This is a genomic window from Xanthobacter sp. 126 (genome assembly GCF_000526175.1).
In the GTDB taxonomy this organism is placed as follows: domain Bacteria; phylum Pseudomonadota; class Alphaproteobacteria; order Rhizobiales; family Xanthobacteraceae; genus Xanthobacter; species Xanthobacter aminoxidans.
On sequence record NZ_JAFO01000001.1, the window covers coordinates 2,233,055 to 2,250,006 of the forward strand.

A 16,952-nucleotide genomic window follows, 5' to 3' on the forward strand; every position below is an offset into this window, starting at 1 on the left:
GAAGCGCGACCCCGCGCCTGAGACGGCGCGAAGCGCGACCCCGCGCCTGACGGCACGAGCCCATCGGCACCTGCCGGGTCACGGTGGAAGCCGGCGCGGCAGGAGGTACACTCCCGCCGCGAAACATGCTCTAAGACACGTCAGCCGGGCCCCGCGCCTGGTATAGCGGACGTGGCGAAACCGGTAGACGCACGAGACTTAAAATCTTGCGCCGCAAGGCGTGCGGGTTCGAGTCCCGCCGTCCGCACCAGCCGTAGATTCCCGTACCAGACGTTCCGTTCCCGCATGGCCGGCGCTAGCGCCCTGCGGCGGGATCACTCCCCGGCTTCGGGCGAAGCTGCTATTTGGAGGCATTCGCCCTGCTATGGGCGACCCGTGCGCCCATCTGCCCCTCGCCCCGGATCCTCCCTCGTGAACGCCCCGCCTTCCCTTCACCATGCGCATCATGCGCCGCCGGTGTATTTCCTCCAGGGCATGCGCAAGGCCGTGTCGGTGCCTGCGCTGGTGCTGTTCGCGAGCTATCTGGGCTTCGGCGCGGTGCTGCATGGGGTGGGATTTCCCCTCGGGGCCGGTATCGCCTCGACCTTGCTCGTGTGGGCCCTGCCGGCACAATTGATCCTCATCGGCGGCCTTGCGGCGGGCACGGCGCTGCCGGCCATCGCGCTCGCCGTCGGGCTCTCCTCCATGCGCCTCCTGCCCATGGTGGTCTCGGTGGCACCCTACATGCGCGGGCCGCGCCGCAGTCTGTTCTGGGAGCTGGTCTGCGCCCATTTCGTCGCGATGACGGTCTGGCTAGAAGGGCTCCGCATGCTGCCGCACCTGCCCGGTGAGGCGCGCGTGCCCTTCACGCTGGGGCTCGGCCTCTCGCTGATCGGCGTGAGCTGCCTCGGCACGGTGACGGGCTACACCATGGCCGGCGAGGTGCCGGGCTGGATCGCTGCCGGGCTGCTGCTGCTCACGCCCCTGTCCTTCACCGTGCTGATGGTGCGCAACGCCGTTTCCGCCACCGATTGGCTGGCGCTTGCCGCCGGCCTCATCCTGATGCCGCTGACGCTGAACCTTGGGGGCGGGCTTGATCTGATGATCTCCGGCATCGGCGGCGGCACGCTCGCCTTCATCGCCGGCCGCCTGCTGGAGCGGCGTCGATGATCGCCCCGATGAGCGAGGGCACCGCCCTGCTGCTGGTGATTCTCCTCGGCTTCCTGCCGACGGAGGTGTGGCGCACCCTCGCGGTCATTGCCGGTCGCCGCGTGGAGGAGGGCAGCACCGTCTTTCACTGGGTGCGGGCGGTGGCCACCGCCCTCCTGGCTGCGGTGATCGCGCGGCTCCTGTTCGCGCCGGCCGGCGTCCTCGCCGAGGTTCCGCTGGCGCTGCGCCTCGGGGCCGTGCTCGCAGGGGTGGCGGGCTTCCTTGTGGTGCGCCGCTCGGTGTTCGCCGGGGTGGTGGTGGGCGAGATCGTGCTCATGGGCGGCGCTTATTTTCTCCACGGCTGAAACGCGGCGATCTCCGCACTGCAGCTTGCGGGGCAAGGCTTTGACGCGGGGCGAGTGGTATCGCGAGGCGTGCGTCGTCCACAGGGCAGGGGGGCGAGACCACAAATTATCGCCCGTGCCCTTTCCATCGGGGGCGGGGGTTGCTACATACGCCTCGCCGAACACCGGTTCGCCGGCAAACTCTCGGTTCTGACGCGGGGTGGAGCAGCCCGGTAGCTCGTCAGGCTCATAACCTGAAGGTCGCAGGTTCAAATCCTGCCCCCGCAACCATTCGACCCATACTATCTCGGTTTCCCTCTGTCGCGCCTAACAGCGCGGCGAGGGTGCCGTGTAGTTCCAGGTCCCTTTCCCCCACATTATCGTTCGGAAAGATCACGACGCGCTCGATGAGCCGGCGTGCCATCTCCATGACGGGCGCACGCTCCTCGGCCGGCCGGCTCTCGATCTCGGCCCGAAGCTTGCGCACGATCTCCGAATAGCGGCTGACGATGGCCGGGTGGAACTCGATCACGTCCGGCTCCGTCCCCTCCGCCTTCACCTGCAGCGTCTTCGCCTCTGCCGTGAGGGTGTTGAGGCGCGCCACCAGCGCGGTGGGGTCCGGAAGGTCGGTCTTCGCGATGGTGTCCACGATTCGCGTGGTTTCGCGCTCGATTTCCCCCAGCCGCTTCAGGCGCTGCGCTTCCGCTCTCGTTGAGTCGGCGCGGAGCCGGCGGCGCTCGGCGAGATAGGCCGCGGTCACCCGCTCCAGTACGTCAGGGTGGAGGAGGTGCTCCTCCAGGGCACCGAGGATCCGCTGCTCCAGCATCTTGAGCGAGATGAGCCGGCGGTTGTCGCAGGTGCCCTTCTCCCGCCGGGTGGAGCAGCCGAGCTTGTTCGGGGCGGCCACGATGAAGGAGCCCCCACAGGTACCGCACCGGCAGAGCCCGGAGAGCAGGTGCCGAGGCTTGCGCTGCATAGGTGCGTTGGGACCCCGCCCGGTGAGTCGGCGCTGCACCTGGTCCCACAGCTCGGGCGGGACGATACGCAGCTCCGGCACCTCGACCACATGCCGCGCGCCGGCGGCGTTCGGGCGCGACACCCGCTTGCCGGTGTCCGGATCCTTCACGAAGCGCTGGCGATTCCAGACCAGCCGGCCGGCGTAGAGCTCGTTGCGGATGATGCCGTTCGCGCGCTCCCGGGAGCCGTTGATGGTGGAGGCATTCCACTGCCCGCCTCGTGGCCCGGTCACGCCCTCCGCATTGAGGCGGGCAACGATTTCGCGCGGTGAACTGCCGTCGGCGAACTCGGTGAAGATGCGGCGGACCACCTCGGCTTCGCCCTCGTGGATTTCGCGCAGGCCCGTTCCAGCCACCCTATAGCCGAAGCAGAGGCCGCCGGCGCTCTTGCCTTCGCGGATCCGCCCCTGGAGCCCGCGGTGGGTCTTTAAGGCAAGGTTCCGCAGGAAGAGGGCCGACATGGTGCCCTTGAGCCCCACGTGCATCTCCGACACCCGGCCGTCGGCGACGGTCCAGATCTCCACGCCGGCAAAGGTCATGCGCTCGTAGAGGGCGGCGATGTCCGCCTGATTGCGGGAAAGGCGATCAAGGTCCTCGGTGAGGATGACGTCGAAGGCTCCCCGCCGCGCATCCTGCACCAGCCGCTCAAAGGCGAACCGGCCGTGGACGCTGGCGCCGGACACCGCGAAGTCCGAATAGACCTCGGCCACGGTCCAGCCCTGCCGCTCGGCATAGGCTGCGCACAGGGCGGCCTGGTCTTCGATGGAGCGCCCGTCCTGCTTGTCGGATGAGAAGCGGGCATAGACGCCCGCGCGTCGCTGCTGGTTCACTTTTCGTTCCCCGCGCCATTTTCCCGCTCATGATCCCGCTGGGCCATCATCCGGGCAATGGCCTCGGCGAGCGCGATCACGTCCGGATGGGGCGGCCGAGCTGGGGATAGCGGGGGCAGCAGCACTTGCCTGCGGCGCGCCATCAGCTCCTGGTCTCCTCGACGGCGGGGAGCATGGACCGTGCAGGAGCCCCGCGCGTCTGAGACAGCAGGATGATGAAGACGAGGAAGACGCCGACGACGATCAGCACCGCGACGATCAGCGCGTCCCGGGCCCGTTCGTAATCGGAAGGAGGCTTCATCGTCGATCCCACGTCGTGGTTCATCATAGCCTCGGCCCGGGCCCAGCTCATCGCGAAATCTCCTTGAGGGCGGCCGCTCGGGCAGCGGTGAGCTCGGCCATGGCGTCGTCCGATCCCCCGTGGTCGGGGTGGCGCTCCTTCGCGAGGCCGCGATAGGCCGTCTCGATCATCTCGGCGGTGATCGGCTCGCCGCCCACGTTGAAGCCGAGCACCTCCCGCCACGGTCGACGGCCCGGTGCCGGCAGTGCGGGAATGAACCCCTTGAAGGTCGCCCGCACCAGCGAGAGCGTCCCGTGGCGCAGCTCGGTACGCCGCGCCTCCAGCACATGGTGGATCGCCTGCAGGTTCGCGGCCGGCGTGTCGTAGCGGTCCACAGGGATGCAGCGCTGCTCGCTGTCCCAAGTGAACCACACGGCGACGCCTGGGTCCGCCGGCCGGCTTTCGCCGAGCGACACGTTGGAGGACAGGACGATTCCCGCCACCGGGCTCCCGCTGTCGCGTCCGAAGGCCATGAGGGAGCTGCGCACGTTCTCCAGCGCGCCCGCGAGAGTGGTGCGGAACTGGCCCTTCTCCCGAGTTCTCGCGCGCGGGAAGCCTTCGGGCCAGGAGAGGGGATACGCCGCGGTCATCGCGCTGCCCTCGCCCTGGTCTCGGCGATGACCGCCTCGGCCCGGTCCTCATCCCCGGTGGCGCACCACAGGGCGAGCGCCAGCAGGAAGGGGTCGATTCCGTGCAGCTCCCAGAAGGCCTCTTCGCCAATCCGGTGCTGCGCCTGCGGATCGTCCTGGTGGTGACGCCGGCAGAGGGGCACGGTCCATTCGTCGCTCGGCCGCTCGGCGCCGCCTGTCTCGCGCTTCCCATGGATCGCGGACGCCATGCGGACGTGCGCCGCCTCCACCTGCTTCCGGGAGCCGCAGACGCAGCAGGGCAGGGAGCGGATGAACTTGAGGTGCTGCTGGTGCAGCCGGCGGGGCCGGCGCTTGCCCTTCGGCGGCGCGACGGCGAAGGCGGTGGCCGGGCGCACGATGCGCATGGGGCGGCTCATGCTGCCACCTCGAACGCGCCACGGTCGGCGAGCCATGCGTGGAGGCGCCGGCAGCGCTGGAGATCGTCCCACGCTCCATGCTCGCCGGCGCGCGGCGCCTCCCCCAGCAGGATGGAGTAGGCTTCATCGAGGCTCGGCCATTTGAAGGAGCCATCTTCCCGGTCGGCCTTGATCCGGCAGAAGGGCGTGGCCGCCTTCATGGTGTCCACGAATTCCAGCCCCGGCCGCGTCCAGAGGCGCGTTTCCTTCCCGCGCCGGAGGAGGCACCCCTCGATCACCTGCCGGTCAAAGTCGATGCCGTGGCCCACCACCATCTCGGCCTGGGCCGCGAAGCCACAGAGCATTCCGAGCGCGACCACCTCCGAGACGCCGCGCTTCGCCGCGGACCGGGTGGAGATGCCGTGCACCGCCTCGGCGCCGGCGCGCACCTGCCGTCCCTCCGCCTTCACGTGGACCTGGAAGTGGTCGGAGTCGGCACCGTCGATCACGAGCTGGGCGGCGATGCTTACCGCCCAGGGCTGGGATGGATCGTCGAGAGGGCGATCCCGTTTCAGTAGGTCGGACGTTTCCGCGTCCACGAACAGCAGCGCGCTCATGCTCCTGCGATCTCCCTGACCTGGTGGGTCACGTCCTCGGCCGACAGCTCGCCGCGGGTGCGCCGCTCATGGAGCCCGTAGATTTCCTGGAGGATCTCGATGTCCTCGCGCGTGGGGACTGACGGGAGCTTCTTGCTCGCCGCCGTGTCGTAGGAGGCGAGGGACTTCTCGTTCGTTGCGCGGGCGAGCGCCTGCGAATAGGCGTGGAAGGAATCGGAGGACAGGCCGGGTTGGGGCTGGGGGGCGGATAGGCCCGGCCTGTCCTCCTGCTCGCCCGGCGACACGGGCGAGGTCTCGGTGGGGGTGTCGAGCACCTGCTCGACACCCCCCTGTTCTTCATGCGGCGGCTCGGCGGCGGTCTCGCGTTCGACATGATCGAGGGAGAAGCCGGGCTTCGGCGTGCTGGCCTTCAGCCGGGAGGCGAGCGTCGGGTACTCCGGCGTCACGTCGCGGATGTCGCGATAGTCGGCCTCGTCCTCGATGCGCAGCGCGTCGGCGAGCTCGGGGGAGGCGGGCATCCGCTTCATGAGCCGGCGGATGACGGTCTTCTTCGCCATCTCGCCTTCGTCGGTGGCCCACGGTGTGGACTTGATCTTCTTTTCCTGAAAGGCCTTCCATCCATCGGATCGGTCGCGGATGCGGTGGACATCGCGCAGCGACATCACCTCGAAGTCCATCTCGCCGCTCGTGAGCTTCACCACGGCGTAGTAGGCGTAGGCTTCGCCACGGTCCTGCGCGAGGTTCGGCTTGTGGTGCAGGCGCTTGTTGTCGCCCAGCACGCACTCGAACTCGTCGCGCTCGCAGACCTCGTGGGCATAGGAAGCAGCAATCTCGCCGGACTGGCGGCCGAGCTTGATGAGGCCGCGGTAGCCCACGCGCAGCTGCGGCGCGAGGCGGCGCTCTTGGCTGTTCCAGCCGGTGATGAGGTAGGCCTCGCCGAGCTGGGGATCCAGCAGCAGGCCCAGCGCCGCCGCCTTCGACACTTCGTTGAACACCGCCTCTGGATCGCATTTTAGGAGGTTCGGGTGCTGGCGGAGTGCAATGGACAGGTTGCGCTCGAAGCGCTCGGGCTTCACGTGGGCGGGCAGGGATGCGAACAGCCCGCCCGCCCGCTCCGGCGGCAGCACCTGCGCCTTGAAGGCGTCGAAGGGCCCGATGGTGGCGACCTGGTTCACGCCGCGTCCTCCTGAGGGAGGAGGCCCACATCGGTCTCGGCGTCGAGGCGCTTGCGCAGCCACTCGGGAATGAAGAGCTTGGCCTCGCCCTCGAAGGCCGGCCACTCGCCGCTTTCGATGCAGCGCGCGAAGGTTTCGATGGCGCGTCGCACCCGGCGGCGGGCATAGCCGATCCAGCTCGCATCCACCTCCACGATGCTCACGGCATAGGGCGGCACCTTCTCGACGCACACCAAGACGAAGGCGGTCATGTCGATGTTGCAGACGGCCTTGAGCCCCATGCCGGTGAGCGCGCCGGCCATGTCATAGCCGCGATCCAGAATCGCGCGTTCCATGGCGCGCGGCGCGGCGTCGGCGGCCGTCTTGAGGTCCACCACCACCCCGTCGCTCACCGGCAGCACGTCGGGCCGGATCTTCAACCAGATGCCGGTGACGGGGTCGCGGTAGATGATGGAGCGTTCGACTTCGCCCTGAAGGAGGCCCTGGCGCACCAGCGGGTGGCGCGCCAGCGAGGCGGCGATCCCCTTGATATGCTGAACCTGATCGGGCGTCAGAACCGTTCTCCCAGCCTCCCGCTGGAAGTCGCGCCATTCCCGCGCAGCCTTGGTGCGATAGTCCGGGTACTCGTCCGGCCGCACCACGAAGCGCTGGCGGAAGCCGGCCTCGCCCAGCAGCAGGGTGTGCGCCGCCTGCCCGAAGTCGAGCGCGTCGGATTGCTCCTGCTCGATCTTCTGCGGGTTCAGATAGCTGGTCGCCCAGTAGTGGGCGGGGCTGCGCAGCTCGATGGTGCGCAACCCAGAAGAGGACACGCCCGGGCCCTGGGTGCAGTCGCCGTGGTAGCGCTCGATGTCGAGGGCATAGACGCCCGGCTCCTTAACGCGCTCGGACGGAAGAAGGTGGAGGAGGGGGAAAGCGGCCGTCATGTCACACCAGCTCCTTCTCGATCGCAAGCCATTCGGGGATATCGAGCACCCAGCCCTCTTCGCCTTCGTCGGCGCGGGTGAGTTCGATCTGGGACAGCGGGAGCCACACGGTCTTCCCGGTGTTGTGGTCGCGGACCTGGACGGCGCGGTCGGTGCGCGCCATGAGGTCCACGTTGAGCTCGAGGAGGTGCGAGGTCCCGGCCATGGCGCGCCTCAGTAGGTGATCGCGACGTGCGGGACTTGCCCCGTCGCAATGAGGTCCACCACGCGCGCAGCCAGCTCAGAGGGAATGCCGACGCCCTCGATGGCGCGCGCCGCGTCGCGGTGGACCTTCTCCCGGTGCCGCTTGTTCGCCTCTCGCCTAGCCGCTGCAGCAGCCTCCGCGGCCTTGGCCTGCTCCGCCTCGCGCTTCACGCGCGCCTCGGTCTCACGGGCCCGCTGCTCTGCCGCCTCGGCCTGGCGCTTCAGCTCCTGCTCGCGCGCCTCGGCCGCTTCCCGCTCCCGCCGGGCGGCCTCCTCGGCGCGCCGGGCGTCGGCGGCGGCCTTCTCCTCGGCGTCGCGCTTGGCCTTCTCCGCCGCCTCGCGGGCGATCCGCTCCTCGCGGTCTCTCCTCTGCCGCTCTTCCATCTGGCGGCGCAGCTCCGCGAGCTCGGCCTGCTCGGCCTCATAGCGCTCGCGCGCCTCGATGCCGGCATCGAGCTGGAAGACGGCGATCTCCTTGGCCCGGCCATAGGCGGCCTCGTATTCCTCGCAGTCCGGGCCGATCACGATGGAGTTCAGCTCGTCCAGGGCGGCGCGCATCTCGGCCGCGGGAATCTGCAGCTGGCTCTTGGCTCCGAGCTGCTCGATCCGGGCGATGGCGGCCTTGTGCGCGGCGACGCGCTGCTCCTCCGTCTCTTCCCAGTCGGTGAGGGGCTTGCGCACCTCCTCGGCCCAGGCGTCGAGCGTGTCCCGGGCGTGCTTGCGGGCCGCGTCGATCTTCTTCGGGATCTCCTTCTGGGCGTCGTTCAGCGCCTTGCCGGTGCCGTCCAGATAGGTCTTCACCTTGGTGATCTTGAAGGCGAAGGACTTGACGTCGGCCCGGCCCTTGGCGGTGGAGATGTCCGGCTCGAAGGCGTCGATCTCCTTGCGCACCATGTTGAGGTAGGGATCGAGCGCGTTTGGGGTGGTGAAGACGGCGAGCGCGTTCTGCTGCTCGATCCTGATCAGTTCGACGTCCATGGGAGGGGCCTTCTTGATGTTGGCGATGACGCCGGCCGCGGCGTCGCCGATGGTTTTGAAGGTCGGGGGCAGCGGCCGGCGGCTCATCGGGCGATGGCCTCAGGCGGCCGCGGGCTCGGGAGCCGCAGCGGGGGGCTGTTCCGGGGCTACATAGGGCTCGAACTGCCAGCTCTCGCCCCACCAGGCGCACACCGTGCCGTCTTCCGCGATGCCTGCCGTGCGGAGGTCGAGCCGGGCGCCGAAGCTCGGGTTGCCGTAATCGGACGGCTTCGTGGATCCGGCGACCGGAGCGTCCAAGGGATCGTCGATGACCTCGAGGACGACCTGCGGCAGGCCGGCGCCCTTGATGTTGTGCTGCGCGCGGGGCGTCACGAGGTCGCCCGGCTTGAACGGGCAACCGGCGGCGTAGCGCTGCGCGACATCCTTCAGGGTCGCCGCCTGTTCTTCCGGCAAGGTTAGTCGGAACGGCCGGGTACCGCCTTCGGCGAGCACGGCAACGAGTGCTTCAGCAAGTCCCATCTTTCACTCCATGGTGGCCCGCGGGCCGTTGTGCGACCGGCACAGCGCCGGGCGCAGATTGGTCAAAGCCGGTTCCGGCGCCGGCCCCTGATCCACATCGACGCGTCCGCCAGCAGCACGCCGAACGCGACGGCGAGCGCGAGCACGACAGCGCAGGTGGCGAGGACCGCGATCATCGGGCGCTCCAGGCGGAGGCGGCCGCGACGAAGAACTGGCCGGGCATCAGGGAGAGGGTGAGCCCCGCCGCCACCGCCTGGGTGGCGATGACCGCGCCGGCCAGCACGGCTTCGGCGAAGGGGGAAAGGGTTGGAGCCGCCGCGCCCAGATCAGGGCATGGGGGGAGGCGCGGCGGCTCAGGCGCGGCCACGATGGCTGCGCTTGTCTTGGACCTGCGACGGCGCAGGAAGGGGAGGGAGAGGCGCATGGTCACTGCGCCTCCAGCTCGTCGCGGCGGTCGCGGATGCTCGCCCGCACCGTTCCGAGTGCATCCTCGAAGGCCGCTTCGACGGACTCTCGGAAGGCTCTGAGGTCCTGTCCCGGGCCGTTGCCCCCGAAGTCGGCGCCGGCATAGTGGGCATCCCAGATGAGCCGCTGACCGTCCGAGATGGCGCGATCCATCAGCTCATTCATCCGGTCGAGGACGGCCTGGAGGTGCTCGATCTGCTCCCGGACGCGCGTCCGCCCATGGGGGTCGGCGAAAGCCTCGCGGTCGTCTGCGCTGTAGCGGAGAAGGGCCATTCCCACCTCCTCAGAACTCGCGGCCGGCGACAGCGCCGACGCGGAGGGCGGAGAAGCCGGAGACCTTGCGGCGGCGGACCGGCAGGGCGGAGGCGGGGCGGATGTGGCCGAAGCGCTGCAGCATTGCGAAGCGCGTCGCGTCGAAATCGAACTCACCGAGGCCCTGGACGGCCAATCCGCGCATCCCGACGGCGGAGGGAATCTCTTGGGCGATCAGGTTCTCCCGCCCCTGGAAGTCGATGATGAACATGGTGTCCGCTCCCCTTTCGATGGGGAGAATGGGTATCAGTCGTACCCATTGCAGTCAAGTATGTTTCGTACCCAATCGCTAGAAATCGTACCCAGTCCTTGCTATGGTCGCTCGCGGCCGCCGCATTCCACACTCCGGTGGAGCTGGCTAAAGCGTGCAGCGGCAACGATTCCCTGAGAAGGGTCCCGGCTGAGTAGGCGGGGAATCGTCTGGCGGATTACCGAGGCGCCGGGTGAAAGAGGGAGCGGGTCACAGTCCACGCCGAACCAAAGCGGCGGACCCCGACGCAGGGTGCTGCGGACGAATACGGCGGCAGGCTGCGGCGAAGCGCCCGATAGGGCCGCAGCTCGCATGCGAGACGTGGGGGTGTCCAAAGCCTCCCCTCGGCCAGCATGCAGCGGAACCTGGTTCGTGCGACGACCGGCCGGCCCCCGATGGTCCGCCGGCGGAAGGCCGCAGCGCCGTGCACGCGCCGGGAGACGCTGCATGTTCTTTCGGGGTGGTATGGCTGGGAGGTTGAAATCTGCGGGATAGAAATAAAATCGGGATTATAGATAAAATATATCTCTCAGAATCCAATTTTTATAATGTTCACAGGCACCTAAGGTGAGAGATGCGCGGGCGGGCAAACGAGCGCGATCTATCGCTCGTTGCAAAAGCAAAGTTTGCGTTCAGATCCAGTGAAAGCCCTTCGCCATCATGTAGGCGAGGCCCAAGGCAACGGCGACGATGGCACCGAAGAGGATGCGGAAATCCCTTTCGGCGCCACACTTCGCTTCACGCACATCGATCCGAAGCCCGTCAACGCTGCGGACCAGATGATCTGACGATGCCTCCAGCTTGGCAACGCGTGCTTCCATGCCGTCAAATGTGCCCCCACCGCCTGTTGGCGGCAAGGGGAGGCGAGGCCGAGAGGCAGGTCATGCGGCTTTGAGCGCCTGCACCTTGCGCTCGAAGCGCCTGAATCGATGATCCAGAGATGGCTTGGCTACGCTCGGCGCGCGGAATTGGTATACCCAATCCCGGAAAATAGTATAAGGACCAAGGTGCATTGGCCCGAGTTCTATCATCTTCCCGGTGCCGCTCTCTTCTATTCTTATGGTGTAAATAGAGTAAAAGGAATCAACAAAATCCTGCTGGGGACTGTGCATCTCCACGATAAATGGAGATATGTCCTTGGGCGTGGCCGAGGCGTTGTAGGCGCGAAACAGCAATTCTGAAAGCTTCAGGGGCCCGGCGATGTCAAATAGGCTTGTAATGAGCAGCAGCACCTTCTGGCCCGACACAGTGTCAACAGCCCACATCAGTCCCTCGGGGTCGAGCTCCAGGCGGCGCAATGCCTCCAGATACTCGCTCCCGGCGGTCAGATAGTGATCTGTAATTGCTGAGCGATCCATGTCACCAATCCATTTGCGCCTACCGCCGCGTCGATCAACTGCCTTGCCTGTCTCCTGGGCATCCGACCAGGATTATAGCTCTGGAGCCGGTTCCAAGACAACGCCAGGTGAAGTGCCGGCGCGAGCGGGCTCTGCGCGTCCAGGGGAATGGCTGCCAGGCTGATCAGCGCTCGCATATCGTGGACATAGAGTTCGGGCCGCGCGTCCCTTGACGGCCAAGTATTGAGCCTCTCGTGGGCCATGATCTTTGCCTTGACGGCGCATTCCATGGCGAAGCCGGCGTGGTTCCATGCCTGCATGGCTTGCGCCTTGTGCCCGGCAAGGATCTGTGCGGCTTCGATTTCCCTCTTGGCCAGTCGTATCCACGCCTCGGGAGTCGCCGGTTGGTCGCTAAGGCTAAAGCTCACGGGGTGTCATCCTCACCCATCGCTCACTCCACGGAGCATCGAATTTGGAACGTGTATCCCCGGCCAGCAGTGGCGATGTCCGTCGGCTCCAGCTTCGCGGCGGACTCGCTTTCGCTCGGATCGATGCCGTTCGCTCGCAGGAAACTGGCCGCAATGTCCGAGCGGATCGCGTAGTTCACGTTCTGGGGCAGGGAGCCGCTCGCCTCCAGGGTTGCCACGTCGTCTAGGCGGGCGCGGGTCACGCCGACCAACTGGCCGGACGTGTTCACCACTGGCCCGCCGGAGTTGCCCGGCTGGATGGGTGCTGAAAGCTGGAAGTGCCGCGTGTCGCCGCCTAGGCCGGAGAGGGAGGACACCTGGCCGCCGGTGAAGTTCAGGCCGTTGTCGATGATGCCGGGCAGGGGGAAGCCGAGGGCATAGACGAACTCGCCCAGCTTGAGCGAGCGTCGCGCGAACTGCACGGCCTCCGTCTTCTTGGGCTCAGCGAGCTGGACCAGAGCGAGGTCGTTGGTTTTGTCCCGTGCGGTGATGCGGGCGCGGCCATAACCCTCAATTGAAGCTGTTGCGCATCCTTCGACGACGTGGGCATTCGTAACGCCGGTCCCCTCCGACCTAACGAAAAAGCCCGTTCCGAATGCGCTTCGTTTGCGTGCTGCGTTCGGAGAGGGGGCAGGCTGAGTTTGCGCTCCCGGAGGTGTGGCTGGCAATGTCTGCGGGGCGCTAGCCGTTCGGGCTATCGTGTCTGGAGCATACTTTACACATCCGCCCAGAGAAGTAAGGGCTGCAGCGGAACCAATCAGAGGAAATGATATTGTTCTGCCGTCTATTTCGAAGTGGAGATTAAGTCCATCTGCAATTAGCTTTATAAGAGATGCGTTATCTATTTCCTCGGTTACAATAACAGAGCTAGATTTATTGAAACCATTGTATTCATACTCATAACTTCTATCAACATGGATAAATACGCGAGATTGTTTTCCTGGGTGGAGGCGTAGTGAGCTGTCTATTAATTTAATGATAAAATTATAATTTCTATCAACTTGAAAAAGGACTGTCGCGCCGTTGGGGGCGGTGAGGTCGGCATTGCAATGACTGAAGCGGCCCGCTTTGTCGTCAAAAGCCGCTGATATTTTCCACAATCCATTTGATGAAAGGTCGATTACTTCGGCCTTGGCTTGGAAGATTGCGATGAGGATCGCGCCAAGAACAGCGGTCAAATTCACCGCAAGCTTTTGCCCCCCAACAAGATGCATCGCTTAAAGCCTCGATATTCGGCAGATCACTCGCCCGATAATATGGATTTCATCCAGCGAAAGCTCGGGGCTGCGGTGCAATGCGTTGTCCGAAATGACCATCACTTTAACGGGGTCCTTCGTGCCCTGGACATATTGCAGCCGCTTCACCTGGATGCCGGTGGGGCCGCTGATGGCATAGAGGCCGTCCTGTGACAGCATGTTCTGTCGGCGGTTCACCAGCACCCGGTCGCCGGCAGTGAGGGTAGGGATCATGGAATCGCCCTCAACGGGGAAAATCTCCACATCAATCTCGCGGGCGCGCAGCTCGCTGTGGAGAAAGTCCTGGGGGACGCGCCATGTGGCCCGCATATTATCGACCACCTGGCCGTCGATGACGATCTCTGGTGCGAATCCGCCGGGGCCGAGGCCGCCGATGACGTCCACTTCGACCAGTTCGCCTGGCTCCAGCTGACGTCGCGCCTTCTTGCGCGCTGCCTTCGCCTGGTCCGGGTCTGGGGGGAAGTCAGCCTCAATTTTGTATTGGCCGTTGGCCACATCGTCACTCTCGATGTGGCTCGTCTCTCCGGTCATTAGCCAAGCGAAGCTGACGTCGAAGGCAGCCGCGTAGGCGCGGCCTGCATCGTTGTCGAAGCCGTTCCGGCCCGTCTCATGAGCCTTGTAGGTTTCTTCGTTCCAGCCGAATTCGCGCGCCGCCGCGCGCGGGCTGCTGATGCCAGCCTTCTCGCGTGCCTGTTTTAGGCGGGAGGCCCGCGCCAGTTTCTCGCCATGCTTGTCCATGGTGCAATTCGTACCCGTGAATGTGGGTACGAGTAATGCCTGCCGCTTGACGTTGGGTGGGTGTTTATCGTACCCAATAGGGTATGAGTCATGCCCGCATCTTCGATCTATGGCCCAGCCTCCGTGCATTCTCGGATGATGCGGGCACGTCCTACGGCACCGCGAAGGCGATGAAGCGTCGCGGGCAGATCCCGCCTCAGTATTGGCAACGGCTGATCGACGGGGCGGCAGCGCGCGATATCGCCGATATCACCTATGAGCGCCTTGCCGCGCTCTACACCGACAATCGCGTCACCCGGACGCCCGCTCCCACCTCCGAGGTGGCGTGATGCGCGTCGATCTCAATGTGATCTTCGCCAGCGCACTGGCGGCGCGGCCGGTTCAGCGCCACACGCCGAGCTCCGGCACCCTACGTTGGCGCGACGACCTGCACTTCTGCGCGCGCCGGCATTTCACACGCACGAACCCCGGCGCTTCGTTGCTCTGGTATCAGCGCAGCCGGTTTCTGATCGGCGGGATTCCACCCTGCGATCCCCGGTGGGCGGTTTGGGCCACCGAATTCCGGGTCCACTTGGCCCAGGCACTCCGCGTCTATCGGAACGCAACACCGGTCCATCGGCGTCCGAGCCGGGCTGAAGCTTTCGCTATCGAGGGCATCTGCGGGTTCGAGCGGAACCGGATTTTCTGGGCGGAGCGCTGACCATGCATCATCGCACCGGACGGAAGATCCGCAGTCGCTCCTTCTCCTCGAATTCGAGATCTCCGGCGATATCGGCCATCGAACGCGGCCCCTTCGGCGCTTCCCCAAGGAGTTTCGCGAACCTGTTGTCCTGCAGCCAGAGGGCGAAGCGGATGGCGTCGTTATCGCCGTCCCGCTTCGTCATCTCCAGGGCCTGTCCGATGTCCTTGGCTGGAAGCATCTCAGCTTCCACCAGGGCTGCGGACAGGGTGAGGGCGAGCCGCTCCAACACGAGCAGCCGCGCCTCCATCTCCTGCTTCGTCATCCCGTTCTCCGTCCTGTGCGGTCACGACTCGCGCCTGCCAGCCCTCGATCGTGCCGCGATGAACCCCACCCGTCGATCTCCCCAGCTTGGCCCATCCAAGCACGGAGAAATTGGGAGATGTCCCAAAAGTCTTGGGAGCAGCGCATGAGTGCCCTCGCCGAGGAAATGCAGGACGGCCTTCGCGCCGTCGCTGGGCCGGGCGGCAGCGTGAAGGAGCGCATTTCCCGCGCCGCGCGTCGCACCGGCTTCGCCTACTGGCGGGTGTTCGACCTTTGGTACGGCAAGGCCCGCCGTATCGACCCCCACGAAATCGAGACCGTCCGGTCGAAGCAAGAGCAAGAGGAGGCCCTGCGTGCCGACACTGACGAGCTACTCGCCCAGGTTCTTGCGCGCGTGGCTGCTCTTGAGGCGGCTCTTGCCGATCGGCGCGCGGGAGAAGCTGCGAGACCGAGCGCTGCGGCAGTCGGACCGGGCGGCTTGGTGGATCGCTTTCTGGGGCGGCCTTCGGGACCGCTGATCGGCGGGCGCTGATGCTGACCGCCGCCGAGCTACGCCGCTACGCCGCCGCGGTCGATGTTCTCCTGCGTGAGTGCATCGGCCGACACAGGTCCCTGAAGCCGAAGGAAGCGCTCTTCCTGAAGCCGGACGTCGAAAAGCTGAAGGCGATGCTCCTGGAGGCCGCCGAGAAGAGGGAGAACGCTGGTGCAAACCCGCTGGACTGACGGCGAGCTGGAGGTGATCCGCCGCATGTGGGCGGAGGGCCACTCGGGCGCGCACATTGCGAACACCCTGGGCGATGCCGGCTTCAACCGGTCGCGCAGCGCGGTCCTCGGGATCGTGCACCGCCTGGGCTTCGTGCGGGATCGCGTTCCGGCGCCAGAGCCGAAGCCTGTTGCGCCGGTCCCCGAGCGCAAGGTGAAGGAGCCGAAGGCGGCGAAGGAGGCCCCTCGGAAGCGCGCGCCGAAGGAAGCCAGTCCGCCGAGGAAGCCGCCGCCGGCCGAGCCGGAGCCCGAGGTTGTTTCCGCGCCGGCGCCGCGCCCCCTGTCGCCGGCCGGTGGCGTCGCCCTGGTTGATCTGGAGCACTGGCACTGCCGGCGCATCGTCGCCGAGCAACCCTATCGCTTCTGTGGGCAGGAGAAGGCGTTCGGCACTTCGTGGTGCTCGGCCTGCTGCGAGCGCGTGTTCACGCCCGAGGGCATGGAGCGGATGCGCGTGGGGCGGAAGCCGCCGCAGCGCGTGAAGGCGGCAGCATGAGCCGGTTCGACCGCGAGCCCGGCCTCGCCACCCCGGAGGATTTCCGGCGCGCGGCGCATGAGGCGCAATCCGAGTTGCTGCGCGCCGATGTCTTCGACGCCGAGAAGCGCGAGCGCATCGAGCGGCGCATCGCGCGGTTCAACTCGATGGCCCGCCGCCTGGAGTGGTTGGCAGCCCAGCCGGGGAGGGCGGTGGCATGAGCTGGCCCTTCGGCGACCTGCGGCCTCTGTCCTACGGGCTCATCATGGTCGATTTCCCTTGGCGCTTCGCCAATTGGTCGGCGAAGGGCGAGGTGAAGAACCCTGTCGCCCATTACGACTGCATGTCTCTAGCCGACATGAAGGCCCTGCCGGTTGCCGCGCTCGCCGCGCCCGACTGCCTCCTGTGGATGTGGGCAACCAATCCCATGCTGCCGCAGGCCTTCGAGGTCATGGCGGCGCTGGGCTTCACCTTCAAGACCGCCGGCCACTGGGTGAAGCGCACCGCCACCGGAAAGCTCGCCTTCGGGACAGGCTACGTGCTGCGCAGCGCCGGCGAGCCCTTCCTGATCGGGACCATAGGTAAGCCGGCCACCTCGCGATCGGTGCGCTCGGTGATCGAGGCGCCGGTCCGCGAGCACTCACGCAAGCCGGACGCGGCCTATGCCGCCGCCGAGGCGCTCGCGCCCGCCGCTGTCCGGCGCGCGGACCTGTTTTCGAGAGAAGTGCGGGAAGGCTGGGACGCCTGGGGGCGGGAAGCCGGGAAGTTCAACACCGCCGCATAGGAGCACAC

Annotated in this window: 29 protein-coding genes and 2 tRNA genes; 12 read left to right on the plus strand and 19 right to left on the minus strand. The window is 66.6% G+C overall.

Features of this window, described 5'->3' with window-relative positions; translation table 11 throughout:
• Positions 1-165 precede the first annotated feature (165 nt).
• From XAN126_RS0110660 to XAN126_RS26225, 5 genes are all read left to right on the plus strand, one after another.
• A tRNA-Leu gene (locus tag XAN126_RS0110660) sits at positions 166-250 on the plus strand.
• Between the two features lie 161 nt (positions 251-411).
• Entirely contained in the window at positions 412-1,149 is a 738-nt protein-coding gene (locus tag XAN126_RS0110665; protein ID WP_245272239.1) for an AzlC family ABC transporter permease, read from the plus strand.
• Positions 1,146-1,493 carry an AzlD domain-containing protein gene (locus XAN126_RS0110670; protein WP_024278587.1) on the plus strand — a complete coding sequence of 116 codons (348 nt, stop codon included), beginning with the start codon at positions 1,146-1,148 and terminating at the stop codon, positions 1,491-1,493. The genes XAN126_RS0110665 and XAN126_RS0110670 overlap by 4 nt, the downstream gene beginning before the upstream one ends.
• A 193-nt stretch (positions 1,494-1,686) precedes the next feature.
• Positions 1,687-1,763, plus strand: a tRNA-Met gene (locus tag XAN126_RS0110675).
• 1,204 nt (positions 1,764-2,967) lie between these two features.
• Positions 2,968-3,279, plus strand: coding sequence for a hypothetical protein (locus tag XAN126_RS26225; protein WP_024278589.1), 312 nt, complete (start codon positions 2,968-2,970; stop codon positions 3,277-3,279).
• Between the two features lie 35 nt (positions 3,280-3,314).
• Here XAN126_RS26225 and XAN126_RS28275 read toward each other — a convergent pair whose 3' ends face one another.
• From XAN126_RS28275 to XAN126_RS27100, 18 genes are all read right to left on the minus strand, one after another.
• Positions 3,315-3,461, minus strand: coding sequence for a hypothetical protein (locus XAN126_RS28275; protein WP_155982277.1), 147 nt, complete (start codon positions 3,459-3,461; stop codon positions 3,315-3,317).
• Positions 3,461-3,670 carry a hypothetical protein gene (locus XAN126_RS0110690; RefSeq protein WP_024278590.1) on the minus strand — a complete coding sequence of 70 codons (210 nt, stop codon included), beginning with the start codon at positions 3,668-3,670 and terminating at the stop codon, positions 3,461-3,463. Before XAN126_RS0110690 ends, XAN126_RS28275 begins: the two co-directional genes overlap by 1 nt.
• Positions 3,667-4,248, minus strand: a complete 582-nt coding sequence (locus XAN126_RS0110695) for a J domain-containing protein (protein WP_024278591.1) — start codon at positions 4,246-4,248, stop codon at positions 3,667-3,669. Before XAN126_RS0110695 ends, XAN126_RS0110690 begins: the two co-directional genes overlap by 4 nt.
• Positions 4,245-4,664 (minus strand): DUF968 domain-containing protein, encoded by a 420-nt coding sequence (locus XAN126_RS0110700; RefSeq protein ID WP_197024023.1) that lies wholly within the window; start codon positions 4,662-4,664, stop codon positions 4,245-4,247. Before XAN126_RS0110700 ends, XAN126_RS0110695 begins: the two co-directional genes overlap by 4 nt.
• On the minus strand, positions 4,661-5,260 hold the full coding sequence (locus XAN126_RS0110705; protein WP_024278593.1) for a hypothetical protein: 600 nt from the start codon (positions 5,258-5,260) through the stop codon (positions 4,661-4,663). Before XAN126_RS0110705 ends, XAN126_RS0110700 begins: the two co-directional genes overlap by 4 nt.
• Positions 5,257-6,435, minus strand: coding sequence for a recombinase RecT (locus XAN126_RS27095; protein ID WP_024278594.1), 1,179 nt, complete (start codon positions 6,433-6,435; stop codon positions 5,257-5,259). Before XAN126_RS27095 ends, XAN126_RS0110705 begins: the two co-directional genes overlap by 4 nt.
• The gene (locus XAN126_RS0110715) at positions 6,432-7,358 is read right to left on the minus strand and encodes a PD-(D/E)XK nuclease-like domain-containing protein (RefSeq protein ID WP_024278595.1); all 927 of its coding nucleotides are present in this window, start codon (positions 7,356-7,358) and stop codon (positions 6,432-6,434) included. The genes XAN126_RS27095 and XAN126_RS0110715 overlap by 4 nt, the downstream gene beginning before the upstream one ends.
• A 1-nt stretch (position 7,359) precedes the next feature.
• On the minus strand, positions 7,360-7,563 hold the full coding sequence (locus XAN126_RS0110720) for a hypothetical protein (RefSeq protein ID WP_024278596.1): 204 nt from the start codon (positions 7,561-7,563) through the stop codon (positions 7,360-7,362).
• Positions 7,564-7,571: 8 nt separating this feature from the next.
• Positions 7,572-8,666: a hypothetical protein gene (locus XAN126_RS0110725; RefSeq protein WP_051460579.1), complete on the minus strand. Its 1,095-nt coding sequence runs from the start codon at positions 8,664-8,666 to the stop codon at positions 7,572-7,574.
• Between the two features lie 12 nt (positions 8,667-8,678).
• Positions 8,679-9,098, minus strand: coding sequence for a hypothetical protein (locus tag XAN126_RS0110730; RefSeq protein ID WP_024278598.1), 420 nt, complete (start codon positions 9,096-9,098; stop codon positions 8,679-8,681).
• Between the two features lie 172 nt (positions 9,099-9,270).
• Positions 9,271-9,522 carry a hypothetical protein gene (locus XAN126_RS0110740; RefSeq protein WP_029877026.1) on the minus strand — a complete coding sequence of 84 codons (252 nt, stop codon included), beginning with the start codon at positions 9,520-9,522 and terminating at the stop codon, positions 9,271-9,273.
• Between the two features lie 2 nt (positions 9,523-9,524).
• A complete protein-coding gene (locus tag XAN126_RS0110745) occupies positions 9,525-9,836 on the minus strand; it encodes a hypothetical protein (protein ID WP_024278600.1) in 312 nt (103 codons plus the stop codon).
• 10 nt (positions 9,837-9,846) lie between these two features.
• The gene (locus XAN126_RS0110750) at positions 9,847-10,086 is read right to left on the minus strand and encodes a hypothetical protein (protein WP_024278601.1); all 240 of its coding nucleotides are present in this window, start codon (positions 10,084-10,086) and stop codon (positions 9,847-9,849) included.
• Positions 10,087-10,757: 671 nt separating this feature from the next.
• Positions 10,758-10,946 (minus strand): hypothetical protein, encoded by a 189-nt coding sequence (locus tag XAN126_RS0110755; RefSeq protein WP_024278602.1) that lies wholly within the window; start codon positions 10,944-10,946, stop codon positions 10,758-10,760.
• Between the two features lie 60 nt (positions 10,947-11,006).
• Positions 11,007-11,483, minus strand: a complete 477-nt coding sequence (locus XAN126_RS0110760) for a hypothetical protein (RefSeq protein WP_155982278.1) — start codon at positions 11,481-11,483, stop codon at positions 11,007-11,009.
• Complete coding sequence (locus tag XAN126_RS0110765; protein ID WP_024278604.1) at positions 11,450-11,890, minus strand: hypothetical protein; 441 nt, start codon at positions 11,888-11,890, stop codon at positions 11,450-11,452. The genes XAN126_RS0110760 and XAN126_RS0110765 overlap by 34 nt, the downstream gene beginning before the upstream one ends.
• A 23-nt stretch (positions 11,891-11,913) precedes the next feature.
• Entirely contained in the window at positions 11,914-13,143 is a 1,230-nt protein-coding gene (locus XAN126_RS27725) for a serine protease (RefSeq protein WP_081762600.1), read from the minus strand.
• Between the two features lie 3 nt (positions 13,144-13,146).
• Positions 13,147-13,923: a S24 family peptidase gene (locus XAN126_RS27100; RefSeq protein ID WP_024278606.1), complete on the minus strand. Its 777-nt coding sequence runs from the start codon at positions 13,921-13,923 to the stop codon at positions 13,147-13,149.
• 83 nt (positions 13,924-14,006) lie between these two features.
• Between XAN126_RS27100 and XAN126_RS28705 the strand changes: the two genes are divergently transcribed.
• Together XAN126_RS28705 and XAN126_RS0110785 are read left to right on the plus strand one after the other, a co-directional pair.
• Positions 14,007-14,252 carry a hypothetical protein gene (locus tag XAN126_RS28705; protein ID WP_024278607.1) on the plus strand — a complete coding sequence of 82 codons (246 nt, stop codon included), beginning with the start codon at positions 14,007-14,009 and terminating at the stop codon, positions 14,250-14,252.
• On the plus strand, positions 14,252-14,623 hold the full coding sequence (locus XAN126_RS0110785) for a hypothetical protein (RefSeq protein ID WP_024278608.1): 372 nt from the start codon (positions 14,252-14,254) through the stop codon (positions 14,621-14,623). Before XAN126_RS28705 ends, XAN126_RS0110785 begins: the two co-directional genes overlap by 1 nt.
• A 7-nt stretch (positions 14,624-14,630) precedes the next feature.
• On the opposite strand, the gene XAN126_RS0110790 is transcribed toward XAN126_RS0110785, so the two are convergent.
• Positions 14,631-14,927, minus strand: coding sequence for a hypothetical protein (locus XAN126_RS0110790; protein ID WP_024278609.1), 297 nt, complete (start codon positions 14,925-14,927; stop codon positions 14,631-14,633).
• A 144-nt stretch (positions 14,928-15,071) separates the two neighbouring features.
• Between XAN126_RS0110790 and XAN126_RS26235 the strand changes: the two genes are divergently transcribed.
• The 5 genes from XAN126_RS26235 to XAN126_RS0110815 are packed head-to-tail and all read left to right on the plus strand — an operon-like array spanning position 15,072 to position 16,944.
• On the plus strand, positions 15,072-15,458 hold the full coding sequence (locus XAN126_RS26235) for a hypothetical protein (RefSeq protein WP_155982280.1): 387 nt from the start codon (positions 15,072-15,074) through the stop codon (positions 15,456-15,458).
• A complete protein-coding gene (locus XAN126_RS0110800) occupies positions 15,458-15,649 on the plus strand; it encodes a hypothetical protein (RefSeq protein ID WP_024278611.1) in 192 nt (63 codons plus the stop codon). The genes XAN126_RS26235 and XAN126_RS0110800 overlap by 1 nt, the downstream gene beginning before the upstream one ends.
• Positions 15,630-16,181, plus strand: coding sequence for a GcrA family cell cycle regulator (locus XAN126_RS27105; RefSeq protein WP_024278612.1), 552 nt, complete (start codon positions 15,630-15,632; stop codon positions 16,179-16,181). Before XAN126_RS0110800 ends, XAN126_RS27105 begins: the two co-directional genes overlap by 20 nt.
• Positions 16,178-16,381 carry a hypothetical protein gene (locus XAN126_RS0110810; RefSeq protein ID WP_024278613.1) on the plus strand — a complete coding sequence of 68 codons (204 nt, stop codon included), beginning with the start codon at positions 16,178-16,180 and terminating at the stop codon, positions 16,379-16,381. Before XAN126_RS27105 ends, XAN126_RS0110810 begins: the two co-directional genes overlap by 4 nt.
• A complete protein-coding gene (locus XAN126_RS0110815; RefSeq protein WP_024278614.1) occupies positions 16,378-16,944 on the plus strand; it encodes an MT-A70 family methyltransferase in 567 nt (188 codons plus the stop codon). The genes XAN126_RS0110810 and XAN126_RS0110815 overlap by 4 nt, the downstream gene beginning before the upstream one ends.
• Positions 16,945-16,952 lie beyond the last annotated feature (8 nt).

What these genes read in the sequence shown, in the direction of transcription:
- XAN126_RS0110670 (WP_024278587.1), top strand. Translation starts at nt 1,146, where the DNA reads ATGATCGCCCCGATGAGCGAGGGCACCGCCCTGCTGCTGGTGATTCTC.
- XAN126_RS28275 (WP_155982277.1), bottom strand. Translation starts at nt 3,461, where the DNA reads ATGGCGCGCCGCAGGCAAGTGCTGCTGCCCCCGCTATCCCCAGCTCGG.
- XAN126_RS0110690 (WP_024278590.1), bottom strand. Translation starts at nt 3,670, where the DNA reads ATGAGCTGGGCCCGGGCCGAGGCTATGATGAACCACGACGTGGGATCG.
- XAN126_RS0110695 (WP_024278591.1), bottom strand. Translation starts at nt 4,248, where the DNA reads ATGACCGCGGCGTATCCCCTCTCCTGGCCCGAAGGCTTCCCGCGCGCG.
- XAN126_RS0110700 (WP_197024023.1), bottom strand. Translation starts at nt 4,664, where the DNA reads ATGAGCCGCCCCATGCGCATCGTGCGCCCGGCCACCGCCTTCGCCGTC.
- XAN126_RS0110705 (WP_024278593.1), bottom strand. Translation starts at nt 5,260, where the DNA reads ATGAGCGCGCTGCTGTTCGTGGACGCGGAAACGTCCGACCTACTGAAA.
- XAN126_RS0110715 (WP_024278595.1), bottom strand. Translation starts at nt 7,358, where the DNA reads ATGACGGCCGCTTTCCCCCTCCTCCACCTTCTTCCGTCCGAGCGCGTT.
- XAN126_RS0110720 (WP_024278596.1), bottom strand. Translation starts at nt 7,563, where the DNA reads ATGGCCGGGACCTCGCACCTCCTCGAGCTCAACGTGGACCTCATGGCG.
- XAN126_RS0110725 (WP_051460579.1), bottom strand. Translation starts at nt 8,666, where the DNA reads ATGAGCCGCCGGCCGCTGCCCCCGACCTTCAAAACCATCGGCGACGCC.
- XAN126_RS0110730 (WP_024278598.1), bottom strand. Translation starts at nt 9,098, where the DNA reads ATGGGACTTGCTGAAGCACTCGTTGCCGTGCTCGCCGAAGGCGGTACC.
- XAN126_RS0110740 (WP_029877026.1), bottom strand. Translation starts at nt 9,522, where the DNA reads ATGCGCCTCTCCCTCCCCTTCCTGCGCCGTCGCAGGTCCAAGACAAGC.
- XAN126_RS0110745 (WP_024278600.1), bottom strand. Translation starts at nt 9,836, where the DNA reads ATGGCCCTTCTCCGCTACAGCGCAGACGACCGCGAGGCTTTCGCCGAC.
- XAN126_RS0110750 (WP_024278601.1), bottom strand. Translation starts at nt 10,086, where the DNA reads ATGTTCATCATCGACTTCCAGGGGCGGGAGAACCTGATCGCCCAAGAG.
- XAN126_RS0110755 (WP_024278602.1), bottom strand. Translation starts at nt 10,946, where the DNA reads ATGGAAGCACGCGTTGCCAAGCTGGAGGCATCGTCAGATCATCTGGTC.
- XAN126_RS0110760 (WP_155982278.1), bottom strand. Translation starts at nt 11,483, where the DNA reads ATGGATCGCTCAGCAATTACAGATCACTATCTGACCGCCGGGAGCGAG.
- XAN126_RS27725 (WP_081762600.1), bottom strand. Translation starts at nt 13,143, where the DNA reads ATGCATCTTGTTGGGGGGCAAAAGCTTGCGGTGAATTTGACCGCTGTT.
- XAN126_RS27100 (WP_024278606.1), bottom strand. Translation starts at nt 13,923, where the DNA reads ATGGACAAGCATGGCGAGAAACTGGCGCGGGCCTCCCGCCTAAAACAG.
- XAN126_RS28705 (WP_024278607.1), top strand. Translation starts at nt 14,007, where the DNA reads ATGAGTCATGCCCGCATCTTCGATCTATGGCCCAGCCTCCGTGCATTC.
- XAN126_RS0110785 (WP_024278608.1), top strand. Translation starts at nt 14,252, where the DNA reads ATGCGCGTCGATCTCAATGTGATCTTCGCCAGCGCACTGGCGGCGCGG.
- XAN126_RS0110790 (WP_024278609.1), bottom strand. Translation starts at nt 14,927, where the DNA reads ATGACGAAGCAGGAGATGGAGGCGCGGCTGCTCGTGTTGGAGCGGCTC.
- XAN126_RS26235 (WP_155982280.1), top strand. Translation starts at nt 15,072, where the DNA reads ATGAGTGCCCTCGCCGAGGAAATGCAGGACGGCCTTCGCGCCGTCGCT.
- XAN126_RS0110800 (WP_024278611.1), top strand. Translation starts at nt 15,458, where the DNA reads ATGCTGACCGCCGCCGAGCTACGCCGCTACGCCGCCGCGGTCGATGTT.
- XAN126_RS0110810 (WP_024278613.1), top strand. Translation starts at nt 16,178, where the DNA reads ATGAGCCGGTTCGACCGCGAGCCCGGCCTCGCCACCCCGGAGGATTTC.
- XAN126_RS0110815 (WP_024278614.1), top strand. Translation starts at nt 16,378, where the DNA reads ATGAGCTGGCCCTTCGGCGACCTGCGGCCTCTGTCCTACGGGCTCATC.